Consider the following 19581-nt stretch of genomic DNA (forward strand, 5'->3'; position numbering starts at 1 on the left):
AATTGTCCGGCCTTAATCAAACAACAAAAGAAGCTTTTTATTATCCGTTGAAAATTTATTATTTATTGGGATGATAATCCTTCTTTAAAATCTTTATAAATAATACTATCTTTGCAATAATTTAAAACATATGACTGAGAGCAACAAATTACACATAGATAAATGGCTTCCTACATCGGCTAAGGAAGTAAAAGAAAGAGGTTGGGAAGAATTGGATGTAATTCTATTCAGCGGTGATGCCTATATTGATCATCCTTCGTTTGGAGCTTCTGTGATAGGAAGAGTTCTGGAAAACGAAGGCTTGAAAGTTGCCATTGTACCACAACCAAACTGGCGTGATGATTTGCGCGACTTTAAAAAACTGGGACAGCCTAAATTATTCTTCGGTGTAACCGCGGGTAATATGGATTCGATGGTTAATCATTATACTGCCAACAGAAGATTACGGCATGATGATGCGTATACTCCCGATGGCAGACACGGCCAAAGGCCTGATCGTCCCACAATAGTTTATTCTCAGATTCTGAAAAAACTATACCCTGACACCCCCATACTAATTGGAGGAATTGAAGCTTCATTAAGAAGGGTAACTCATTACGATTATTGGGATAATGAACTGAAACCAAGCATCCTTTGCGAAAGCAATGCCGATTTATTGGTTTATGGAATGGGCGAAAAGCCATTAAAAGAAATTGTTCGCCTAACAAAAAAAGGAGTACCATTTTATTCTTTGACTAATATTCCACAAACGTCTTTTCTTGTTGCCCAAGATGAAGTTTATCCCACAAAGAAAACATGGCAGGATCAGAAACTCTATTCACATGAAGATTGCCTGAACGACAAGAAAAAATTCGCAAGTAACTTTCGGTACATTGAGATGGAATCGAATGCAATGATGGCAAAGAAACTCACTCAAGACTATAAAGATCAGACCATTGTTGTGAATCCTCCGTACCCGGTGATGAACGAAAAGGAAATGGATGAAGTTTACGACCTTCCCTATACCCGATTGCCACATCCGCGATACAAAGACAAAAAGATTCCTGCTTTCGATATGATTAAATTCTCGGTAAACATGCACAGAGGATGTTTTGGAGGCTGTTCATTCTGCACCATATCTGCCCATCAGGGAAAATTTATTGCCAACCGATCTGAAAAATCGATATTGAAAGAGGTTGAAAACATTACAAAGATGCCCGATTTCAAAGGTTATCTTTCAGATTTAGGAGGCCCTTCTGCCAATATGTACCAAATGAAGGGGATTTTCGAATCTATTTGCAAAACCTGCAGAAGACCTTCGTGCATTCACCCGGATGTTTGTCCAAACCTGAACACAAATCATCAGGCAATGCTTGACATTTACAAAAAAGTTGATCAAGTTCCAGGAGTTAAGAAATCGTTCGTTGGCAGCGGTATTCGTTATGACCTTATTCTACATCAGACTAAAGATGATAAAATAAATAAATCGAACCGGGAATATGCTACCGAATTGATTAAAAATCATGTGTCGGGAAGATTAAAAGTTGCTCCGGAGCATACTTCCGATGACGTTTTGAATATGATGAGAAAACCATCCTTTAATTTATTTTACAAACTGAAGGCTTTGTTCGACGACATCAATAAAAAAGAAGGTTTGAACCAACAATTAATTCCATACTTCATTTCAAGTCACCCGGGAAGTCAACCAACCGATATGGCCGACCTTGCTGTGAAAACAAAAGAACTTGATTTTAAGCTGGAACAAGTTCAGGATTTCACACCGACACCAATGACGGTTGCTACAGTAATCTACTACTCCGGCTATCACCCGTATACTTTAAAGAAAGTATTTACGGCAAAAAGTGAAAAGGAGAAGTTATCGCAGCGGAAATTTCTATTCTGGTATAAAAAAGAGTATCGGGAAGCTATAAAAACTGAATTAATAAAAATGGGCAAAAAAGATATGCTGACCAAACTTTTCAAATAGTTAAGCAACTATTAACAGGTATTCATAACAAATATGAAGAGGTTTGAAAACCTCTTCTATTTATTTGCGTATATTGGAAAAACCAACTCTAACTACTTTGCATGACTAAATTTTACCTACGAACTACTGCAGTTGTCATACTGATCATTCTCGTTTTTATTGTCTTCGGATGCAACAAAAACAGGAAAGACAGAGCTAATGAGAATGCCATTGAATTAATAGGAAAACAGAAATACGCCGAAGCAATTAAAGAATTTTCCACAATTGTTAAAGGCGATAAAAACTACCTTCCAGCCTATTACAACAGAGCAATATGTTACTCTTTTCTTAATAAGAACAGAGAAGCAATTAATGATTTGAATTTTGTAATCTCGAAACAAAAATTCGATGAAGAGGCCTATTTAAACAGAGCAATTCTCTTTGAAAATCAAAAGAAATATAAGGATGCTATTAAAGACTACACTCATCTACTCACCATAAATCCCAGAAACATTCAGGCATTACATTTTCGTGGCATTTGCAAGTACTACATTAAAGATTACGCCGGAGCAGTAACTGACTATAGTCTAGCAATAAAGTACGGACTAAACTCTTCGGGTGTTTACTACAACAAAGCAGTTGCGCTAGATTGCCTGGAACAATACCCCAAGGCAATAAAATATTACGACAAAGCAATAAAAATTGACGGAAAATTGGAACGGGCCTACTTCGCCCGGGGAATTGCCAATTTGAAAAACGGCAACAAAGAAGCAGCTATTGCAGACATTAAACAAGCCGAAAAATTAGGTTTCAAGAAAGCGACTCACGTACTCAAGGAAATTATTGGTTGATTATTCAATCTCTTTAAATAATTTTCCCTGCCAAGCATCTCTTTCCACCAATCTCTTGTCCAGTTTATCTACGAATTCGAAATTTTTGACTCCCCATTTCGGAGCGATCAACCATCCTTTTGGTGCCTGATTTATAAATCGTTCCAAACTCACCCTTGGGTTAATTCTCTCAATTACATCGACAATAAAATCCAAATACTCTTCCATTTCGAACAAGTGGAATTTCTCTGGTTCCGTTTCATATTCTTTGGCCATTATGGTATTATTTAGAATTTGCAACTGATGCATTTTAAGCGTATCAACCGGTAAATTTGACAACTTCACAGCATGCTCAATCATCATCTGAGGTGTATCAAACGGAAGGCCGTTCACCAAATGGGCTCCAATATGAATTCCACGACCCGAAGTTCTCATTATGGTTTTCTCTGCCTCCTGATAAGAATGCCCACGATTTATAGCTTCCAAAGCACGGTTATTCAATGATTCAACACCATACTCAATGCTGATATAATTATCTTTGGCCAATTCTTCCAAATAGCACAAAAGAGAATCAGAAACGCAATCGGGTCGGGTACCAATTACCAAACCAACTACTTTCTCGTGTGACAAAGCCTCCTCATAAATTTGTTTTAAATGATCAAGTGATCCGTAGGTATTTGAATAAGCCTGAAAATAAGCCAGATAATACTGAGCTTTATATTTGGTATTAAAGAAGTCTATTCCCAGTAAAATTTGCTCTGTAACTGTTTTTTTAGGACTGCAGTAAGCTGGATTAAAACTATTGTTATTGCAATATGTACAACCACCTACACCTTTGCTCCCATCGCGGTTGGGACAAGTAAAACCAGCATCGATTGATATTTTTTGAATTCGTTCCGAAAACCGTCTTTTAAATGAACTTGGAAAATCATTATATCTCTTATTGTTTCCCCACTGAAATTGCTTATCTGTCATACCTCTTCTAATTTATCGTAAAAATACAAAAGAAATTGATTCCAGTAAATTGATTGACATTAATTGGAATTCATCAAGATAAGCTGCAGGCTTAAAAATCAAACAGAAGACAAAGTTAAAATGCAGCGGTATAGGTTTTTTACAAATATTACTATAATATTGAAACAGTAAATCTCCTACTATATTTGTATTTTTACATGCAAAACTGCAAAGCATTGCATAAGTATTTTCTTTATTTAATAGAATGAGCGTTTCATTTATTGAAAGTATTCTTTATATTGCCTTTGACACTTTATTAAAACTTTAAACATGTTTTCAAAACAAGACCAATCTCAATTCAAGGCCAAAGCCATTGATATTAAGACCATTGAAGAACAAATAAACAACTTCAAAACTGGTTTTCCTAAAATGAAATTGAAGAAGCCTGCCACAATTGATGACGGAATAATGCAAATTTGTGATAATGAACAGGATATTTATCAAGAAGTATTTACGGCACATGCCAAAAGCCTTTCATTGCTAAAATTTGTTCCAGCTTCGGGCGCAGCAACAAGAATGTTTAAATCGCTGTACGATTTTTTGAACACTTATCAGGACACGGAAGACGAATACCTAAAATTCCTTTGTAACAAGGGACCGGAAACCATGTTTAACTTCTTTGACAGAATTGAAGATTTTGCTTTCTATGGGGATCTTCGAAATATTGTTTCGGAAAACAATATGGATTTGGAAAAGATGATTGATAAAAATCAATTCAAACAAATCCTGGCCATGCTCCTAACAAAAAAAGGGCTTAATTATGCAAGTCTTCCTAAGGGACTGCTGAAATTCCACAGGTACAAACATTTTTCCAGAACAGCTTTTGAGGAACATTTGGTTGAGGCGCTAAATTACGCTAAAAACTCCAAAGGAGATGCCCAAATTCATCTTACCGTATCAGAAGATCACAAAGAACTATTTGAGGATCGTTTAGACAAAACCAAGGAAACTTTTGAAGAAAAATATAACGGCAAACTAAATGTTGCTTACTCTGTTCAGAAATCCTCTACCGACACCATTGCTGTTGATACAAACAATGAACCTTTCCGAAACGAAGATGGTACAATACTATTCCGTCCGGGTGGACATGGTGCTTTAATTGAGAATTTAAATGAGCTGAATGCTGATATTGTTTTCATTAAAAATATTGATAATGTTGTTCCTGATCGTTTAAAGGAAATTACTTACAAATTCAAGAAGGTTTTAGCAGGCATTCTGTTGGAACGCCAGTCATTTATTTTTGACTATTTAAAAATTTTGGAAGAAGACAAAGACATTTCGCAAAATACCCTTGATGAAATGCTTGCCTTTTTAGAAGATAAACTTTGCACAAAAGCGCCTGCAAGTCTTAAAATTGAAGATCCTGAAAAACTGAAGAAATACCTGTTTTCCAAATTCAACCGTCCTATTCGTGTCTGCGGTATGGTTAAGAACGAAGGTGAACCTGGTGGAGGACCATTTTGGTCAAGAAATTCAGATGGATCTGTATCTCTTCAAATTGTTGAAGGATCGCAAATTGACAAACAAGACGTTCGACAAACAAATATTTTTGAACGTTCTACGCACTTTAATCCGGTAGATTTGATTTGCGGTATTAAAGACTATAAAGGAAATAAATTTGATCTTCCTTTGTTTGTTGATAAGCAAACCGGTTTTATCTCTCAAAAATCACACAATGGCAGTGATCTGAAAGCAATGGAATTACCAGGTTTGTGGAATGGTGCCATGTCTGATTGGAATTCTGTATTTGTAGAGGTTCCAATTGCCACTTTTAATCCTGTGAAAACAGTATTTGATTTACTTAGAATTGAACACCGCAATTTATAATTAACAACGGCCTCCTTGCAAGAGGCCGTTTGTTTTGGGCAAAACCCCGTAAAAACAGAAATAAGGATTAACTTTTGTTAATATCTTACATCTTGAATATTTTAAAATTAATCCTATTTTTGCAGTGCAATAATCATTTTAATTTGATAGATGATAGAGAATACAGAAAACTATCTTGATGATGATGCGCTTACTTTGGTAGGCCGGTTCGAAGAAATGATTAAAGCTGAGACGCTTTACTACTTCGATGTTCATGAATTTGAAAGCATTATTGATCACTATATTGAGAAGGGCAATCTGTTGGAAGCTGTTAAAGTTTCTAACATTGCTAATAAACAGCACCCCGGTGCTATTTCTCTCCAAATTAAAAAAGCTCAGATTTTAGTTGATCGGGAACAGCATCTCGAAGCACTTTCCATTTTAAAGGATATACAGGGTATTGAATCTTCGAACAAGGAGATTCTTCTACTTAAAGGGAACATATATAACCATATAGGAAAACCTGAGCTTGCAAAAAAACAATTCGATAAAGCTCTGCAGGTCAGTTACGAGAATCGTGAAGATTTACTTTTCAGAATTGCACTTGCTTTCGAGCAATTGAGTCAATTCAGCCTTGCGGTTGAATATCTGGAAGAAGCACTGGAATTAGACGAAGAAGATTCGGAAGTTCTTTTTGAATTGGGTTATTGTTATGAGAAAATTGGGGAGGATGATCAAAGTATCATGGCTTATGAGCAATTTTTAGAGCTAAACCCATTCTCCGACAACGCCTGGTACAATCTGGGAATCATTTTTAACCGCATGGGGAATTTCCCAAAAGCTGTTGAAGCCTACGAATTCACACTGGCGGTAAATGATCAACATAGTAAAGCCTATTTTAACAAAGCCAATGCTCTGGCTAATCAGGGACTTTTCGAAAAAGCGATAAAATGCTACACCGAATATCTGGAATTTGATGATGATCACGCTTCAACCTATTCCTATATTGGCGAATGTTTTGAGAAAATGGACGAATACGAACAAGCCTTAATCAATTACGAAACAGCCATTAAAACGGATGAGAATTTAGCGGATCCCTGGTTTGGAATGGGATTAATTCTCATGTATCAGGATAAAATTGATGAGTGTTTGGTTTATCTTGAAAAAGCTAAAAATCTGGATGATACAAATTCAGACTATTGGTTTGCCTTGGGATCGGCTTACGCCAGAGCCAATTCACCTCAAAAAGCAGTTCAGGCATTCAGAGAGGCTATTGATCTGGATCCTTACGATACCACTTATCCAATAACTCTCGCTGAATATTATCATCAAAATGAAAATGAAGAAACCGCTATTGATGTGTTGTTGGAAAGTCTTGTTCAGACTCCAAACTGTCCTCAATTACTAAGTAATTTAGCTGCTTACTATGCAATTACGGGAGACATCAAGTCTTCGGAACATTATATCAGACAAGCGATCGATATCGATTCTGAAAACATTAATGACATCTTTATTCAGTTTCCTGAATTGAAGAAAAATAAAATCTTCACCAAACTAATCAAAGCAAACCAATAATTGCATTTGAAACCAGTAAAGTAAGCGCAACAAAATTATACTATGCCCAGAAAAATGAAAGACTACCTTCTTATTGCCTTTAAAGGAATGGGAATGGGAGCAGCAGATGTTGTACCGGGAGTTTCCGGTGGCACAATCGCATTTATTACCGGTATTTACGAGGAATTAATTAACAGCATAAAATCCATTAACGGAAATGCGGTAAAACTTCTCTTTCAATTCAAATTCAAAGAATTCTGGCAGGCAGTTAACGGAAACTTTCTATTGGCATTGATCTTCGGAATTTTCCTAAGTTTTTTGTCATTGGCTAAGCTGATTAAGTATTTTCTCTCTGAACAGCCTATTTTAATCTGGTCTTTCTTCTTTGGGTTGATTGTTGCATCTGCAATTGTTATTGCCCGTAAAATAACGGAGTGGAAACTACGCACTATTATAGCAATGCTTATTGGTATCGGAATTGCCTATATGGTAACTGTTGTTACCCCGGCAGAAACCCCTACCTCCTACTGGTTTCTCTTTCTTTCGGGAGCATTGGCAATTTGTGCGATGATTTTACCTGGAATATCAGGCGCCTTCATATTGCTCCTTTTGGGCAAATATGAATACATCCTAAATGCCATCAGTTCTTTTAAACTGGATGTTGTTGCTGTAGTTGGTGCCGGAGCTGTAATAGGCCTCTTAAGTTTCTCAAATCTGCTAAGCTGGCTGTTAAAAAAATACCACAACATGACTATCGGTTTGCTTTCCGGATTCATGATCGGATCTTTAAATAAAGTTTGGCCCTGGAAAAACACAATCTCAACCTTTATTGACCGGCACGGAGTTGAAAAACCATTGCTGCAGGAAAATATACTGCCAAATACTTTCACTAATATTCTTGGGCAGGATTCACAATTGATATTTGCAATTCTTTTGGCCATTGCCGGATTTCTATTAATTTGGATGATGGAAAAATTTTCTCCGGAATCAAAAACAGAATAAAATGGATACATTCGGAATTCTTGGTTTCCCTCTGGGACACTCTTTTTCAAAAAAATTCTTTACAGATAAGTTTACCAAAGAAAATATAGACGCTTCTTTTTTAAATTTCGAACTTTCCAATATTCAGGATTTCCCTACTATATTGGAGCAACATCCCGACTTAAAAGGATTCTGTGTTACCATTCCTTACAAACAGGATGTAATTCAATTTCTCGATGATATTGATCCTTTGGCAGAAAGAATTGGTGCTGTAAATTCCGTACAGATTATCCGTGAAAATGAACAATTTAAATTAGTCGGATACAACACCGATATTCATGGATTTACCGAATCGCTGCGTGTTTTTTTGGACGGAGCGAAACCAAAAGCATTAATATTAGGAACTGGCGGGGTTTCAAAAGCTGTAGCCACAGCATTTGAAGAAATGGAGATTGAATACCAATTTGTATCCAGAGCTGCTTCTGACAAATGCATCAGCTACGAGATGCTTTCCTCTGAGGTTATTAGCAATTACCATTTGATTGTGAATTGTACTCCGTTGGGAACTTTCCCTAAAGATGATACCTGTCCGGATATCCCATACGAACACCTTACAAAAGATCATTTTCTGTACGATGTTGTTTATAATCCTGCAGAAACTCTCTTCATGAAAAAAGGAGCAGAAAAAGGAGCTAAAACTCATAATGGTCTAAAGATGCTTCACTTACAGGCCGAGAGAAACTGGGAGATTTGGAATAGATAACTCAAAAAAATCTCACATTCCAATCCTTGGTATTGTAAATTCACAATACAATTCGTCATAATATTATTTGATCAAATGTTGGGTTGGTGCGACAGCAGCATTAAAACATACATTTTGTTTATGTAGAATGCTTTTCATAAATTCACGAGCTAAAGTAAACAATTCCTTAATCAGGCAAACCAAAGATTTCCAATTTTGGATATTTACAATTCAACAAGGAATTACATTTGCAATACTTAGTAAGCAGATCATATGTCAGACAATAAAGACAAAATAAATCAGCTTTTCGAGATACAAGAAAAGCTTCATAAAAAACAAGAGGCTCTGTCGAATGAGATTAGTGAATTACGACATGAAATAATTCGTCTGAAGAACAGCGAAACCAAACCTCTTGCAGATAAAGAAGAGACGCAGATTTTGAATAAAAATCTTCTTGATGATCTGAAAAACATAGCATCTCCAGCAGATCAGGAAAAACCCAAAATTGAAACTGCAAAAACAATTGTAACTCCTCCTGTAACCAATCAACCTCCAAAATCGAAATCCGATCTTGAGAAATTTATTGGTGAAAATCTGATCAATAAAATTGGGATTGCCATTACCATTATTGGTGTGGCGATAGGTGCCAAGTACTCCATCGACAATGATCTTATCAGTCCTTTAACCAGAATAATCCTAGCTTATTTAACGGGAATTAGTCTGTTGGGTTTTGGAATAAAACTAAAAGCGAAATATGAAAATTACAGCGCCGTTCTGGTGAGTGGTGCCATAGCAATTCTATATTTCATTACCTATATGGCCTACAGTCTGTACGATCTGTTTCCGCAGGCATTTGCTTTTATTCTGATGCTGATTTTCACCGTATTCACTGTTGTTGCTGCGATCAATTACAACAAGCAGGTAATTGCTCATATCGGTTTGGTGGGAGCATACGCAGTTCCCTTCCTGCTAAGTGACGGCTCAGGAAAAGTGGCTGTACTTTTTACCTACATGACTATTATTAACATTGGCATTCTTTTCATTGCATTCAAGAAATACTGGAAGGCATTGCATTATTCTTCTTTCGTGCTTACCTGGTTGATTTTCTATTCCTGGTTCCTGGGAAAATACGAAACCAGCGAACACTTTGTACTGGGAAGCAGCTTTCTAATCGTATTCTTCACGATCTTTTATTTGCTGTTCCTTGCTTACAAATTGGTTCGAAAAGAGAAATTCAACAAAGGCAATTCTCTGCTTATCGTATCCAACTCCCTTATCTTTTTTGGTCTGGGATATTCTATATTATCCCTTCACGAAACAGGACAACATTTATTAGGATTATTCACCCTTATCAATGCTTTTATTCACAGTATTGTCAGTGTAATTATCTACAAACAAAAGCTTGCCGACAAAAATGTTTTCTATTTGATATCAGGTTTAGTTCTCATATTTATCACCATCGCATTTCCTATTCAACTAGACGGAAATTGGGTAACTTTATTATGGGTCAGTGAAGCCGCTCTGCTCTTCTGGATTGGCCGAACTAAAAAAGTTTCCATTTACGAAGCAATGTCTTACCCTTTAATGGTACTTGCTTTCTGTAGTATTTTGCAGGATTGGACCACCATGTATAACACCTACCTTGTGGATGATCCTGAAACCAAAATCACTCTATTTCTTAATGTTAATTTTTTAAGTTCATTACTATTCATTTTTTCTTTTGGACTCATCAACAGATTGAACAGCAATATCAAATATCCTACTTTATTAGGCTCATGGCTAAAGGTCACAAAACTATTATCCTATGCCATTCCTGTTATTCTCGTATTTACGCTTTACTATTCAATCCGATTGGAAATTGGCAATTACTGGAATCAACTAATTAAGGAGTCGGCATTAAGCATTCAGGCAACCGGAGAGGAATATGCCAGCTACTATAACAACTACGATTTAAAAGAATTTAAAACGATCTGGATCATCAATTATTCATTACTGTTTTTTTCAATTCTTTCTTATGCAAATATCCGGAAATTAAAAAACAAAAATTTAGCTTATGCCGGTATTGGATTAACAACGATAACTTTGGTCGTATTTTTAACCCAAGGATTGTACTCCCTAAGTGAATTAAGAGAAAGTTATCTTACTCAAAGTTTATCTGAATATTATCACCGGGGAACATTCAATATCATTATCAGATACATCTCATTAGCCTTTGCTGCGATTGCACTTACAAGTATATTTCTTCATGTAAAAGAAGAATTTAATACAAAAAGGTACAGAATAGCATTCGAATACCTGCTTAGTACCTCCATTCTATGGATATTTAGCAGCGAGTTGCTTAATTGGATGGACATAAGCGGATCGACACAATCTTACAAGCTGGGATTAAGCATACTTTGGGGTTCCTATTCATTACTCCTGATTGCTTACGGCATATGGAAAAACAAGAAACATTTGCGGATTGGTGCAATTGGATTATTTGCACTTACATTGGCAAAACTCTTCTTTTACGACATCTCGCAATTGAGTACAATCGCAAAAACCATCACATTTGTTTTATTGGGAATACTTCTTTTGATTATTTCGTTCCTGTACAACAAATACAAGAGCAATATGACTGAGGAAGAAATCTAAAACAAAAAACACAATTTATTTTAGCTGGTTTCGCATAAATGTACTATTAAACTTACTCTCATGAAAAATAAGGCCTGTTTCATACTATTGCTTTTTGCATTTACCAATTCCTTTGCCCAGCAGAATAATTTCAACTTCAAAAGAGAAATTATTGGTACAAGCAATCAATGGCACAAACTGGAACTACCGAATGAAATTCTAGCGAAGCTTTCCCCGAACCTGAACGATATTAGAATTATTGGCATCTCTGAGCAAAATGACACGCTTGAAGCACCCTACATTCTGCATTCTACCGAAGATCAAACAAGAAATTTAAACATTGATTTTACATTATTGAATCAATCGAGGGATAAAAACGGCTATTACTTCACCTTTAAAGTTCCCACCTCAAATTCAATAAATCAAATTCAGTTGAATTTTGAACAAGAGAATTTCGACTGGAAAACAAGTCTTGAAGGAAGTCAGGATCAACAAAATTGGTATACTCTTGTCGAGGATTACAGAATACTATCCATTAACAATGCACACACCAATTATCAGTTTTCGAAACTTAATTTTCCGAATGCCAATTATGCTTTTTACAGAATAGGAATCAAAAGCGCAGAAAAACCGAAGCTGGAAAGTGCAGCATTATCTCTTAAGGAGATTGTAAAAGGAAAATCCCGCAATTACAAAATAAAGAAAATCAACACCATTGAGAATAAAAAGCGCAAACAGACTGAGCTTGATATCGATTTGGGTTCTCCTGTTGTGATAAATGATCTTAAAATCAACATTCGCGAATCATTTGATTATTACAGGCCGGTTCACATTCAGTATGTAACTGATAGTACCAAAACCGAACTGGGATGGAAATACAACTATCAAACCCTTGCTTCGGGCACGCTCAACTCCATCGAAAAAAATGAGTTCAAATTCAGCAATACCATTGCTCAGCATGTAAAAATCATCATCAAAAATTCGGACAATGAAGCGCTTACCATTAGCAATGTTGAGATAGAAGGCTCCATTTATGAGTTACTGGTCCGATTTTCGAAACCCGCGAAGTATTTCCTTTATTATGGAAATACCAATACCCGCAAACCAAATTATGACATCTCCCGATTTTCAGACAACATCCCTGAATCGATTACAACACTTGCCCTTGGTGATGAAGAAACAATTAGAAAATCAGAATCACCTAAATCGGAACCCCTTTTTGCCAATGAAAATTGGCTGTGGGCGGTTATGGCTCTCATCATACTAATTCTTGGAGGCTTCACTCTAAAAATGATTAAAAAAACGGACGAAAGAGAAGTTTAAATTTCACTTGACAGCTTACTAATAGAAAAAATTACAATTGAACGGAAAGAAAACCACAATACCTGCGAAACGTTTTTAAAACAACAGAATGTCCAAACTTAAAAGCATAAGAGAACAACAAAATCTGACTCAAGAAGAATTGTCGAAGAAATCTGGTATTTCAGTAAGGACAATTCAGAGGATTGAAGCAGGAACAGATCCAAAAGGATACACGCTTCGAGTTTTGGGAGAAGCATTAGGCGTCCAGGAAAAAGAATTGCGAAGCAAACAACCCGAAATTGAAAATAAAGAAGACAGCAACGAAAAAACCTCACCAAAAGCAGAAGACAATTTATTAAATTACTCATCAATAAAGTTAATCAACCTTTCTTCCTTGCCATTCATAATTCTTCCTCCTTTAAATATTCTTATTCCGCTTATATTAATGTTTGCAATGAAATTGAAGAACCCCATAACAAAACAAATTATTTCATTACAAATAATGTGGACAATCATAGCCCCCATTGTATTTATGTTAGGTATTTTCACAAAGTCCGGACATAACTTTACTTTAATACTTATGATACTTTTGATTCTTTCAAATGTTTATTTCGTTCTTAGAAATGCAATTGAAATAGACAAAAGAAAAAAGCTGTATTACAGCCTGCATTTCAATATGATATAAAATTGTCGGGTTTTTGACAGGTTATTGTCGGGGAGATTTTAATGACAGAATAAATTTGCTTTTGATCTTTGTGATAAAAAACAGACATGGCAAAATATATTTTATTAAGCTTCATTTTTACGATCACTTTCATTGTAAAGCCCCAGGCACAGGTTGCTAAAAATTCAGACCTATACAAAATCATCCTCTCAAAGGACAGTTTACTTTTTAATGCAGGCTTCAACACTTGCGACATTTCACAGTTTGAAAACCTGCTAAGTGAAAAGTTTGAATTCTTCCACGATAAAGACGGGATTTCAGATAAAAAGAAATTTCTCAATGATTTACAAAATGGATTGTGTGGAAATCCATCCAACTATCAGGCAAGAAGAGAACTCTTGCCCAAAAGCACTGAAATTTATGCTCTTTACAACAAAGGAAATCTTTATGGCGCAATTCAAGAGGGAGTGCATCAGTTCTTTGAAAAGCAACTAAATAAACCTGAGCAATTTGGGAGTTCGGCCAAGTTTACTCACGTTTGGCTTATAGAAAATGGCGAATGGAAACTCACAAAATCGTTGAGTTACGAACATCAAGTTAAACATCTTTCTTCTTCAAAATCAATTTTTGATAATGACGAAGAAATAGAAAAATGCTTAGCAGAAAACAAAGTTCCTACCCTGGGGATTGGCGTAATTAAAAACGGAAAACTTCAACAGGTAAGAGTGTTTGGAGAACTCAAAAAAGGAACAACTGCACCATACAATACTATATTTAATGTGGCATCACTGACCAAACCTATAACTGCAATGGTTACTTTAAAATTAGTGAGTTTAGGCAAGTGGAATTTAGATGAACCGATTCATATATACTGGACAGACCCAGATGTTTCAAAAGACCCAAATAGCAAATTACTTACTACCAGACATATTTTAAGCCACCAAACAGGTTTTACCAATTGGCGTGGAAATAACAAGGACGGGAAATTACATTTTGAATTTACACCTGGAGCGAAATACCAATATTCAGGAGAAGGTTTTGAATATTTGAGAAAAGCCTTAGAAGCAAAATTCCATAAATCACTTAACCAATTAGCAAGCGAATTAATTTTTACCCCTTTACAAATGACCGACACCAAATATTTTTGGGACAATAAAACAGACAGTTTAAGATATGCAACAGGTTATAACAATAAAGGAATTGCTTATGAAACAGAAAAAAATAAAACTGCAAATGGTGCAGACAATTTATTGACAACCATTGAAGATTATGGAAAGTTTTTGACCAGTGTAATGAATCGCGAAGGATTGACCCAAAAAGTTTTTGACGATATGACTGCAAATCAAGTCGAAACCAAAAACGGTAAGCATTTTGGTTTGGGTTTTGAAATTTATGATTTAGGAAATGGAGAATATGCTTTGTCTCACGGAGGTGCTGATAAAGGTGTTCAAACTATTGTGTTTATCTTTCCTAAAACAAAACAAGGTCTTTTAATTTTTACGAATGTGGATGATGGTTATAAAATTTATGAAAAACTCTTAACTCATTATTTAGGTAAAAACGGACAAAAAATAATTGATATCGAAACAAAATAAAATTATAACAAACATAAAAAATAATGAAATACTTTAAGACTATAGTTATACCGCTGTTAACACTTATCACTCTATTGGCAAGTTGTAGTACAACAAAAAACACAATGTATCGTTTGACAAAAAATTATAAGCCAGACAACCAACAACTATACGACACTATAGTTAAATTAGACAGTATATTTTTTGAGGCTTATAATACCTGCAATTTGAATCTTGACAAGTATGGTACTTTCTTTTCAGAAAATATTGAATTTTATCACGACCAAGGAGGAGTAATGACATCAAAACAGGACATAATTTCTGCAACTCAAAAAAATATTTGTGGAAAAGTAACAAGAGAACTAGTTAAAGGAAGCATAGAAGTTTATCCTATTAAAGACTTTGGAGCAATTGAAATAGGTTTGCAAAAATTTCATAATAATCAAGAACCAATTGGGACACCTTCAAAAGTTGGACGATTTTTAATTGTGTGGGAAAACAAAAATAATGAATGGAAAATAAAGCGGGTTGTAAGCTTGCATTAGGTTTGAAAATGGAGAATATGCTTTATCTCACGGAGGTGCTGACAAAGGTTGTCAAACAAAACAGCACCCCGACATTCAAAAATTTGTTGGCTCCTATAAATGAAGAGGACGATAAGGACAGAATTATTAATTTTCACGCAACGCAACTCTCGAAGCTCTATTCACCAATGCAAACAATTGATTAACCTGATCTTTCTTACCCGAAACTTTGTATCCTTTCACCCTTACAAATTTGCTGAGCATGCTGTTACCCCTTCTCTCCTTTCGGGATTGCAACAAAAAAATAAGCTCCTTCCTCAGCACAACGGCTTACTCATTCTTTTCTGAGAGTAAACATTACTGCAGGTATTTTTTGCTAATCTGTTTGCTTTTCATAACTTCGGAATCGCTTTTAATTTGCCCTTGCAGTGAATCAATATCTCCCCTAAAAAATTACTTTTAGCAAAATGAAAACCTTTCCAAAAGAAAAAATTTTAAAGAACGAAAATCTATTGTTCGCTAAATGGAAAACGAATACTATTTCAACAAAACAATCAATTTTAATGCAGGAAAATGCATTCGTTTTTATTCTGAAAGGCAAAAAGCTTATCATCCAAGACAACAATACGATCGAAGTCGATCAGCATCAATTATTGTTATTGAAAAAAGGCATTCATGAAATGACCGAATACATTCCTAAAAACGGAGAATTCGAGGCATTGGTCATTTATTTTAAGAACACTTTTATTAAATATCCCAAGGATAGTTCGCTGGGGAAACATCCACAAATGCCCTTTGTGATCCTCAACAGGGATAAAATGATTGATGACTACATATTGCATTATCTTTCCTACATCAATGCAAATGAAAACAACCCTGCTTTAATGGAGCTAAAAATAAACGAATTGGTTATTTTACTTACCGAAAGATCAGTACAGGCAAAAGTTTTTTTCAACTCGCTATCGGACAATTACAATGATCTGAAACTATTAATGGAAAAAACCTTCAAAGAAAACCATACGGTAGAGCAATTAGCAAGATTATCAAATAGAAGTGTTTCCAAATTCAAACGGGATTTCATGCTCTTATTCAAAAACACGCCCGCCAAATGGATACTTCAAAAAAAACTGGATTGTGCCCGATTTCAACTTGTCAATTCAGACAAATACATATCAGATATTGCTTTTAACTGTGGCTTCGAAAGTGTTTCTCACTTCAACAAAGCTTTTAAGAAAAACTATAACATCACCCCTGCAGCCTTCAGAAAATTCAATATGGACTAAATGGACAATCAATAGAACTTATTGAACAATCCGGCTTTACACCTGAATACTACATTTGTCCTTTTAATTTAAAACGATGAAAGGAGAAATATGAAAAATTACAGTCTAACGAAAGTAAATTATTTAAGTGATGGTTTAAAAATCTGTGCATTGCAATACATTCCTCACAAAAACAGCAAATGTCCGGCTATTGTTATGGCGCATGGATTTGGCCTTCCCAAAGAAGCTTATATAAACAAGTTTGCCGAATTATTTGCAGAAAACGGCTTTGCTGTGATTCTGTTCGATTACAGAAATCTTGGCGAAAGCGAAGGTACACCAAGAGGAGAAATCAATCCCTTTATGCAAATAGATGATTACAAAAACAGCATTAGCTATGCTGCTTCATTAGAAAAAGTGGATGCCAATAGAATCGGAATATGGGGAACAAGTTATTCTGGTGGCCATGTTATTGTTACAGCAGCAACCGACAGGAGAGTTAAATGTGTCGTATCTCAAGTTCCTACCATTAGCGGATCTCAAAGCAGCTCGAGAAGAATGCCTGCCCAAAAAGATGACGGGTATTGGAAACTAGTAAGTAAAGACCGAATAAACCGCCTCAAAGGAAAAGACCCGATGATGAAAAAATTGGTTGGCGAAGCTAATCTTAACCCACTATATCCCATGGAAGAAGCCAGGGAATACTATACAAAAGCACAAGCATTATCAACATCAGCCAGTAATGAGGTTACCTTCCGAAGCACCGAATACGCCAGAATGTATGAACCAGGCGTTTATGCAAGCCTGGTAAGCCCTACTCCTATTTTATTTGTAGTCGCTTTAAAAGACATTGTTACCCCCACAGACCTTTGCCTAAAAAGCTATCAGGAAAGTCTGCATCCCAAAGAGCTAATCACCCTACCAGGCGGACATTTCACACCTTATATTGAACAGTTCGATATCGCGGCAAAAGCAGCATTAAATTGGTTCTTGAATCATTTGTATTAAAACAACACAAGACAAAAATGCCAGCGAATTCGAAAGAAGAACTGGCATTTTTTTATACGAGCTTAATTATTGCTGTCTGTTCCAATGCATCATGAAAAATACAATTGCAGCAGCTATTTTACAGGTGATATACACAATTTCTGGCTATCACCAAAAAAACTGAGCATTCGCCCGCCAATAAGTACAGCTGTCTCAAATAAAAACACAGTCGATTTAATTAGTAATTGCTAATTATTAATTCTCACGCAATGCAACTCTCGAAGCTCTATCTACCAAAGTAAATAACTTGTCGATATCATTTTTACAGTTGGAGACTTTGTGTCCTTTCACCTTCACAAATTCACATTTTAAAGTATCGGTCAGTCTGTAAAATTCCTGATACAATTTGTGGTTGGCGATCAATTTTCCATTTTTGGAACAATAGCCGTTTTTTTCAAAACGCTCTCTCCTCGCAGGCAAACCAATAATATTCTGAGAATCGGTGTATACAATTACATGGCAATTGTCCGAATCAATTTCATTCAGAGCCAACAGTAAAACCTGCAGCTCCAGTTTTGTAGAAGAAGTATTTTCGAAACGATTCAGTTTTACCAGAGTTTTAGCTTCATCCAGTGAGACATTCAAATCCTGTAAAAGAAGAACAGCTCCAAAACCAATTTTAGATTGCGGATTTACACTTCCATCGGTAAATAAAAACAGCTGATTACTCATCTTCTATTCTTAAACCATCCGGATACTCAATTTTGGCGAGAAACAAGCCATGACCAGGCACCGAAGAACCTGCATTCGATCGGTTCTTGCTTTCAATCACCTCACGAAAACCAGCCAAATCCATTTTTCCCCGTCCAACTTCAATCAAAGTCCCAACAATGGCACGAACCATATTACGAAGAAAGCGGTCGGCCTTAATCGTAAATACCAATTCATCATCAGTTTCAGTCCATTCTGCTTTCGATATCCTGCAGTTATTGGTTTTCACATCGGTATGCAATTTACTAAAGCTTGTAAAATCGATGTATTCGAACAAAATTTTAGCCGCCTCGTTCATTTTCGAAACATTCAGCTCATGCTGATTTTTCCAGTGCGACTCCATTCGAAATGGATTTTTATGCTTGGTAATTTTATAATGATAAGTTCTGGAAATGGCATCGAAACGGGTATGTGCATCAGCTTTCACCCGAAACACTTCACGAATGGCAATATCATGAGGCAAAAAGCGATTCAGCTTAAAAGTCAGTTTTCCGCAATCGAACCGACAGTTTTCATCCACCTCGAAATGAGCCATAAAATCGCTGGCATGCACACCTGTATCCGTTCTTCCACAGCCAACCACATTTATTGGCTGATTTAAAATAGTAGACAAGGCCTTATTTAACTCCTCCTGAACAGAACTTGCATTTGGCTGAATCTGCCAACCATGATAGTTTGTTCCTTTATAACTTAGGCGAATAAAATATCGTTTCTTCAATTCAAATAGTATTTTCTGATTCACCCCAAAAGTAAGCATTTTTACCAAGTCCGAAAATGAAAGAACAAAGGAACGGAATAATGAACAATTGGATTCCTTGTCCCTTGGAGCTTGCTACTTGTTACTTGTTACTTGTCACTTGTCACTTGTTACTTGTCACTTGTCACTTGATACTTGTTCCTTGAAACTTGTTCCTTGCTAAAACCATTAACAATTTTTAACGGGCATGCATTTTCATAAAACGCTCAAAGGTTTATCTTTGTAAAGGTTTTCTGAAAAATCAGATTCTTTTTA

The 19581-nt window shown here is 35.8% G+C and carries 16 protein-coding genes; 13 read left to right on the plus strand and 3 right to left on the minus strand.

Features of this window, described 5'->3' with window-relative positions; genetic code table 11:
* Positions 1-130 precede the first annotated feature (130 nt).
* Positions 131-1966 carry a YgiQ family radical SAM protein gene (locus GQR60_RS10560; protein WP_101308421.1) on the plus strand — a complete coding sequence of 612 codons (1836 nt, stop codon included), beginning with the start codon at positions 131-133 and terminating at the stop codon, positions 1964-1966.
* 101 nt (positions 1967-2067) lie between these two features.
* Positions 2068-2796, plus strand: a complete 729-nt coding sequence (locus tag GQR60_RS10565) for a tetratricopeptide repeat protein (RefSeq protein WP_124992889.1) — start codon at positions 2068-2070, stop codon at positions 2794-2796.
* On the opposite strand, the gene GQR60_RS10570 is transcribed toward GQR60_RS10565, so the two are convergent.
* Complete coding sequence (locus tag GQR60_RS10570) at positions 2797-3750, minus strand: TIGR01212 family radical SAM protein (protein ID WP_124992890.1); 954 nt, start codon at positions 3748-3750, stop codon at positions 2797-2799.
* Between the two features lie 309 nt (positions 3751-4059).
* Here GQR60_RS10570 and GQR60_RS10575 point away from each other — a divergent pair, with 309 nt between their 5' ends.
* The 11 genes from GQR60_RS10575 (at position 4060) to GQR60_RS10625 (ending at position 17819) form a co-directional block, all read left to right on the plus strand.
* Complete coding sequence (locus tag GQR60_RS10575; RefSeq protein WP_124992891.1) at positions 4060-5616, plus strand: DUF4301 family protein; 1557 nt, start codon at positions 4060-4062, stop codon at positions 5614-5616.
* Between the two features lie 150 nt (positions 5617-5766).
* Positions 5767-7170 (plus strand): tetratricopeptide repeat protein, encoded by a 1404-nt coding sequence (locus GQR60_RS10580; protein WP_124992892.1) that lies wholly within the window; start codon positions 5767-5769, stop codon positions 7168-7170.
* 42 nt (positions 7171-7212) lie between these two features.
* Positions 7213-8151: a DUF368 domain-containing protein gene (locus GQR60_RS10585; RefSeq protein WP_124992893.1), complete on the plus strand. Its 939-nt coding sequence runs from the start codon at positions 7213-7215 to the stop codon at positions 8149-8151.
* A 1-nt stretch (position 8152) separates the two neighbouring features.
* Positions 8153-8893 carry a shikimate dehydrogenase family protein gene (locus GQR60_RS10590; RefSeq protein WP_124992894.1) on the plus strand — a complete coding sequence of 247 codons (741 nt, stop codon included), beginning with the start codon at positions 8153-8155 and terminating at the stop codon, positions 8891-8893.
* A gap of 252 nt (positions 8894-9145) precedes the next feature.
* Positions 9146-11506, plus strand: a complete 2361-nt coding sequence (locus GQR60_RS10595; protein WP_124992895.1) for a DUF2339 domain-containing protein — start codon at positions 9146-9148, stop codon at positions 11504-11506.
* Positions 11507-11566: 60 nt separating this feature from the next.
* Positions 11567-12808 carry a DUF3999 family protein gene (locus GQR60_RS10600; protein WP_124992896.1) on the plus strand — a complete coding sequence of 414 codons (1242 nt, stop codon included), beginning with the start codon at positions 11567-11569 and terminating at the stop codon, positions 12806-12808.
* A gap of 88 nt (positions 12809-12896) precedes the next feature.
* Positions 12897-13472, plus strand: a complete 576-nt coding sequence (locus GQR60_RS10605; protein ID WP_124992897.1) for a helix-turn-helix domain-containing protein — start codon at positions 12897-12899, stop codon at positions 13470-13472.
* An 86-nt stretch (positions 13473-13558) separates the two neighbouring features.
* Positions 13559-15046, plus strand: coding sequence for a serine hydrolase (locus GQR60_RS10610; RefSeq protein ID WP_124992898.1), 1488 nt, complete (start codon positions 13559-13561; stop codon positions 15044-15046).
* 23 nt (positions 15047-15069) lie between these two features.
* Positions 15070-15570 carry a nuclear transport factor 2 family protein gene (locus tag GQR60_RS10615; RefSeq protein WP_124992899.1) on the plus strand — a complete coding sequence of 167 codons (501 nt, stop codon included), beginning with the start codon at positions 15070-15072 and terminating at the stop codon, positions 15568-15570.
* A 446-nt stretch (positions 15571-16016) separates the two neighbouring features.
* Positions 16017-16832, plus strand: coding sequence for a helix-turn-helix domain-containing protein (locus tag GQR60_RS10620; protein ID WP_124992900.1), 816 nt, complete (start codon positions 16017-16019; stop codon positions 16830-16832).
* A 90-nt stretch (positions 16833-16922) separates the two neighbouring features.
* Positions 16923-17819, plus strand: coding sequence for an alpha/beta hydrolase (locus GQR60_RS10625; RefSeq protein ID WP_124992901.1), 897 nt, complete (start codon positions 16923-16925; stop codon positions 17817-17819).
* Positions 17820-18053: 234 nt separating this feature from the next.
* Here GQR60_RS10625 and GQR60_RS10630 read toward each other — a convergent pair whose 3' ends face one another.
* Together GQR60_RS10630 and truA are read right to left on the minus strand one after the other, a co-directional pair.
* Entirely contained in the window at positions 18054-18530 is a 477-nt protein-coding gene (locus GQR60_RS10630) for an RNase H family protein (protein ID WP_124992902.1), read from the minus strand.
* Positions 18523-19287: a tRNA pseudouridine(38-40) synthase TruA gene (truA, locus tag GQR60_RS10635; RefSeq protein ID WP_225441388.1), complete on the minus strand. Its 765-nt coding sequence runs from the start codon at positions 19285-19287 to the stop codon at positions 18523-18525. The genes GQR60_RS10630 and truA overlap by 8 nt, the downstream gene beginning before the upstream one ends.
* Positions 19288-19581 lie beyond the last annotated feature (294 nt).

The sequence above is a fragment of the Labilibaculum euxinicum genome (assembly GCF_009795715.1).
GTDB classification, from domain to species: Bacteria; Bacteroidota; Bacteroidia; order Bacteroidales; family Marinifilaceae; genus Labilibaculum; species Labilibaculum euxinus.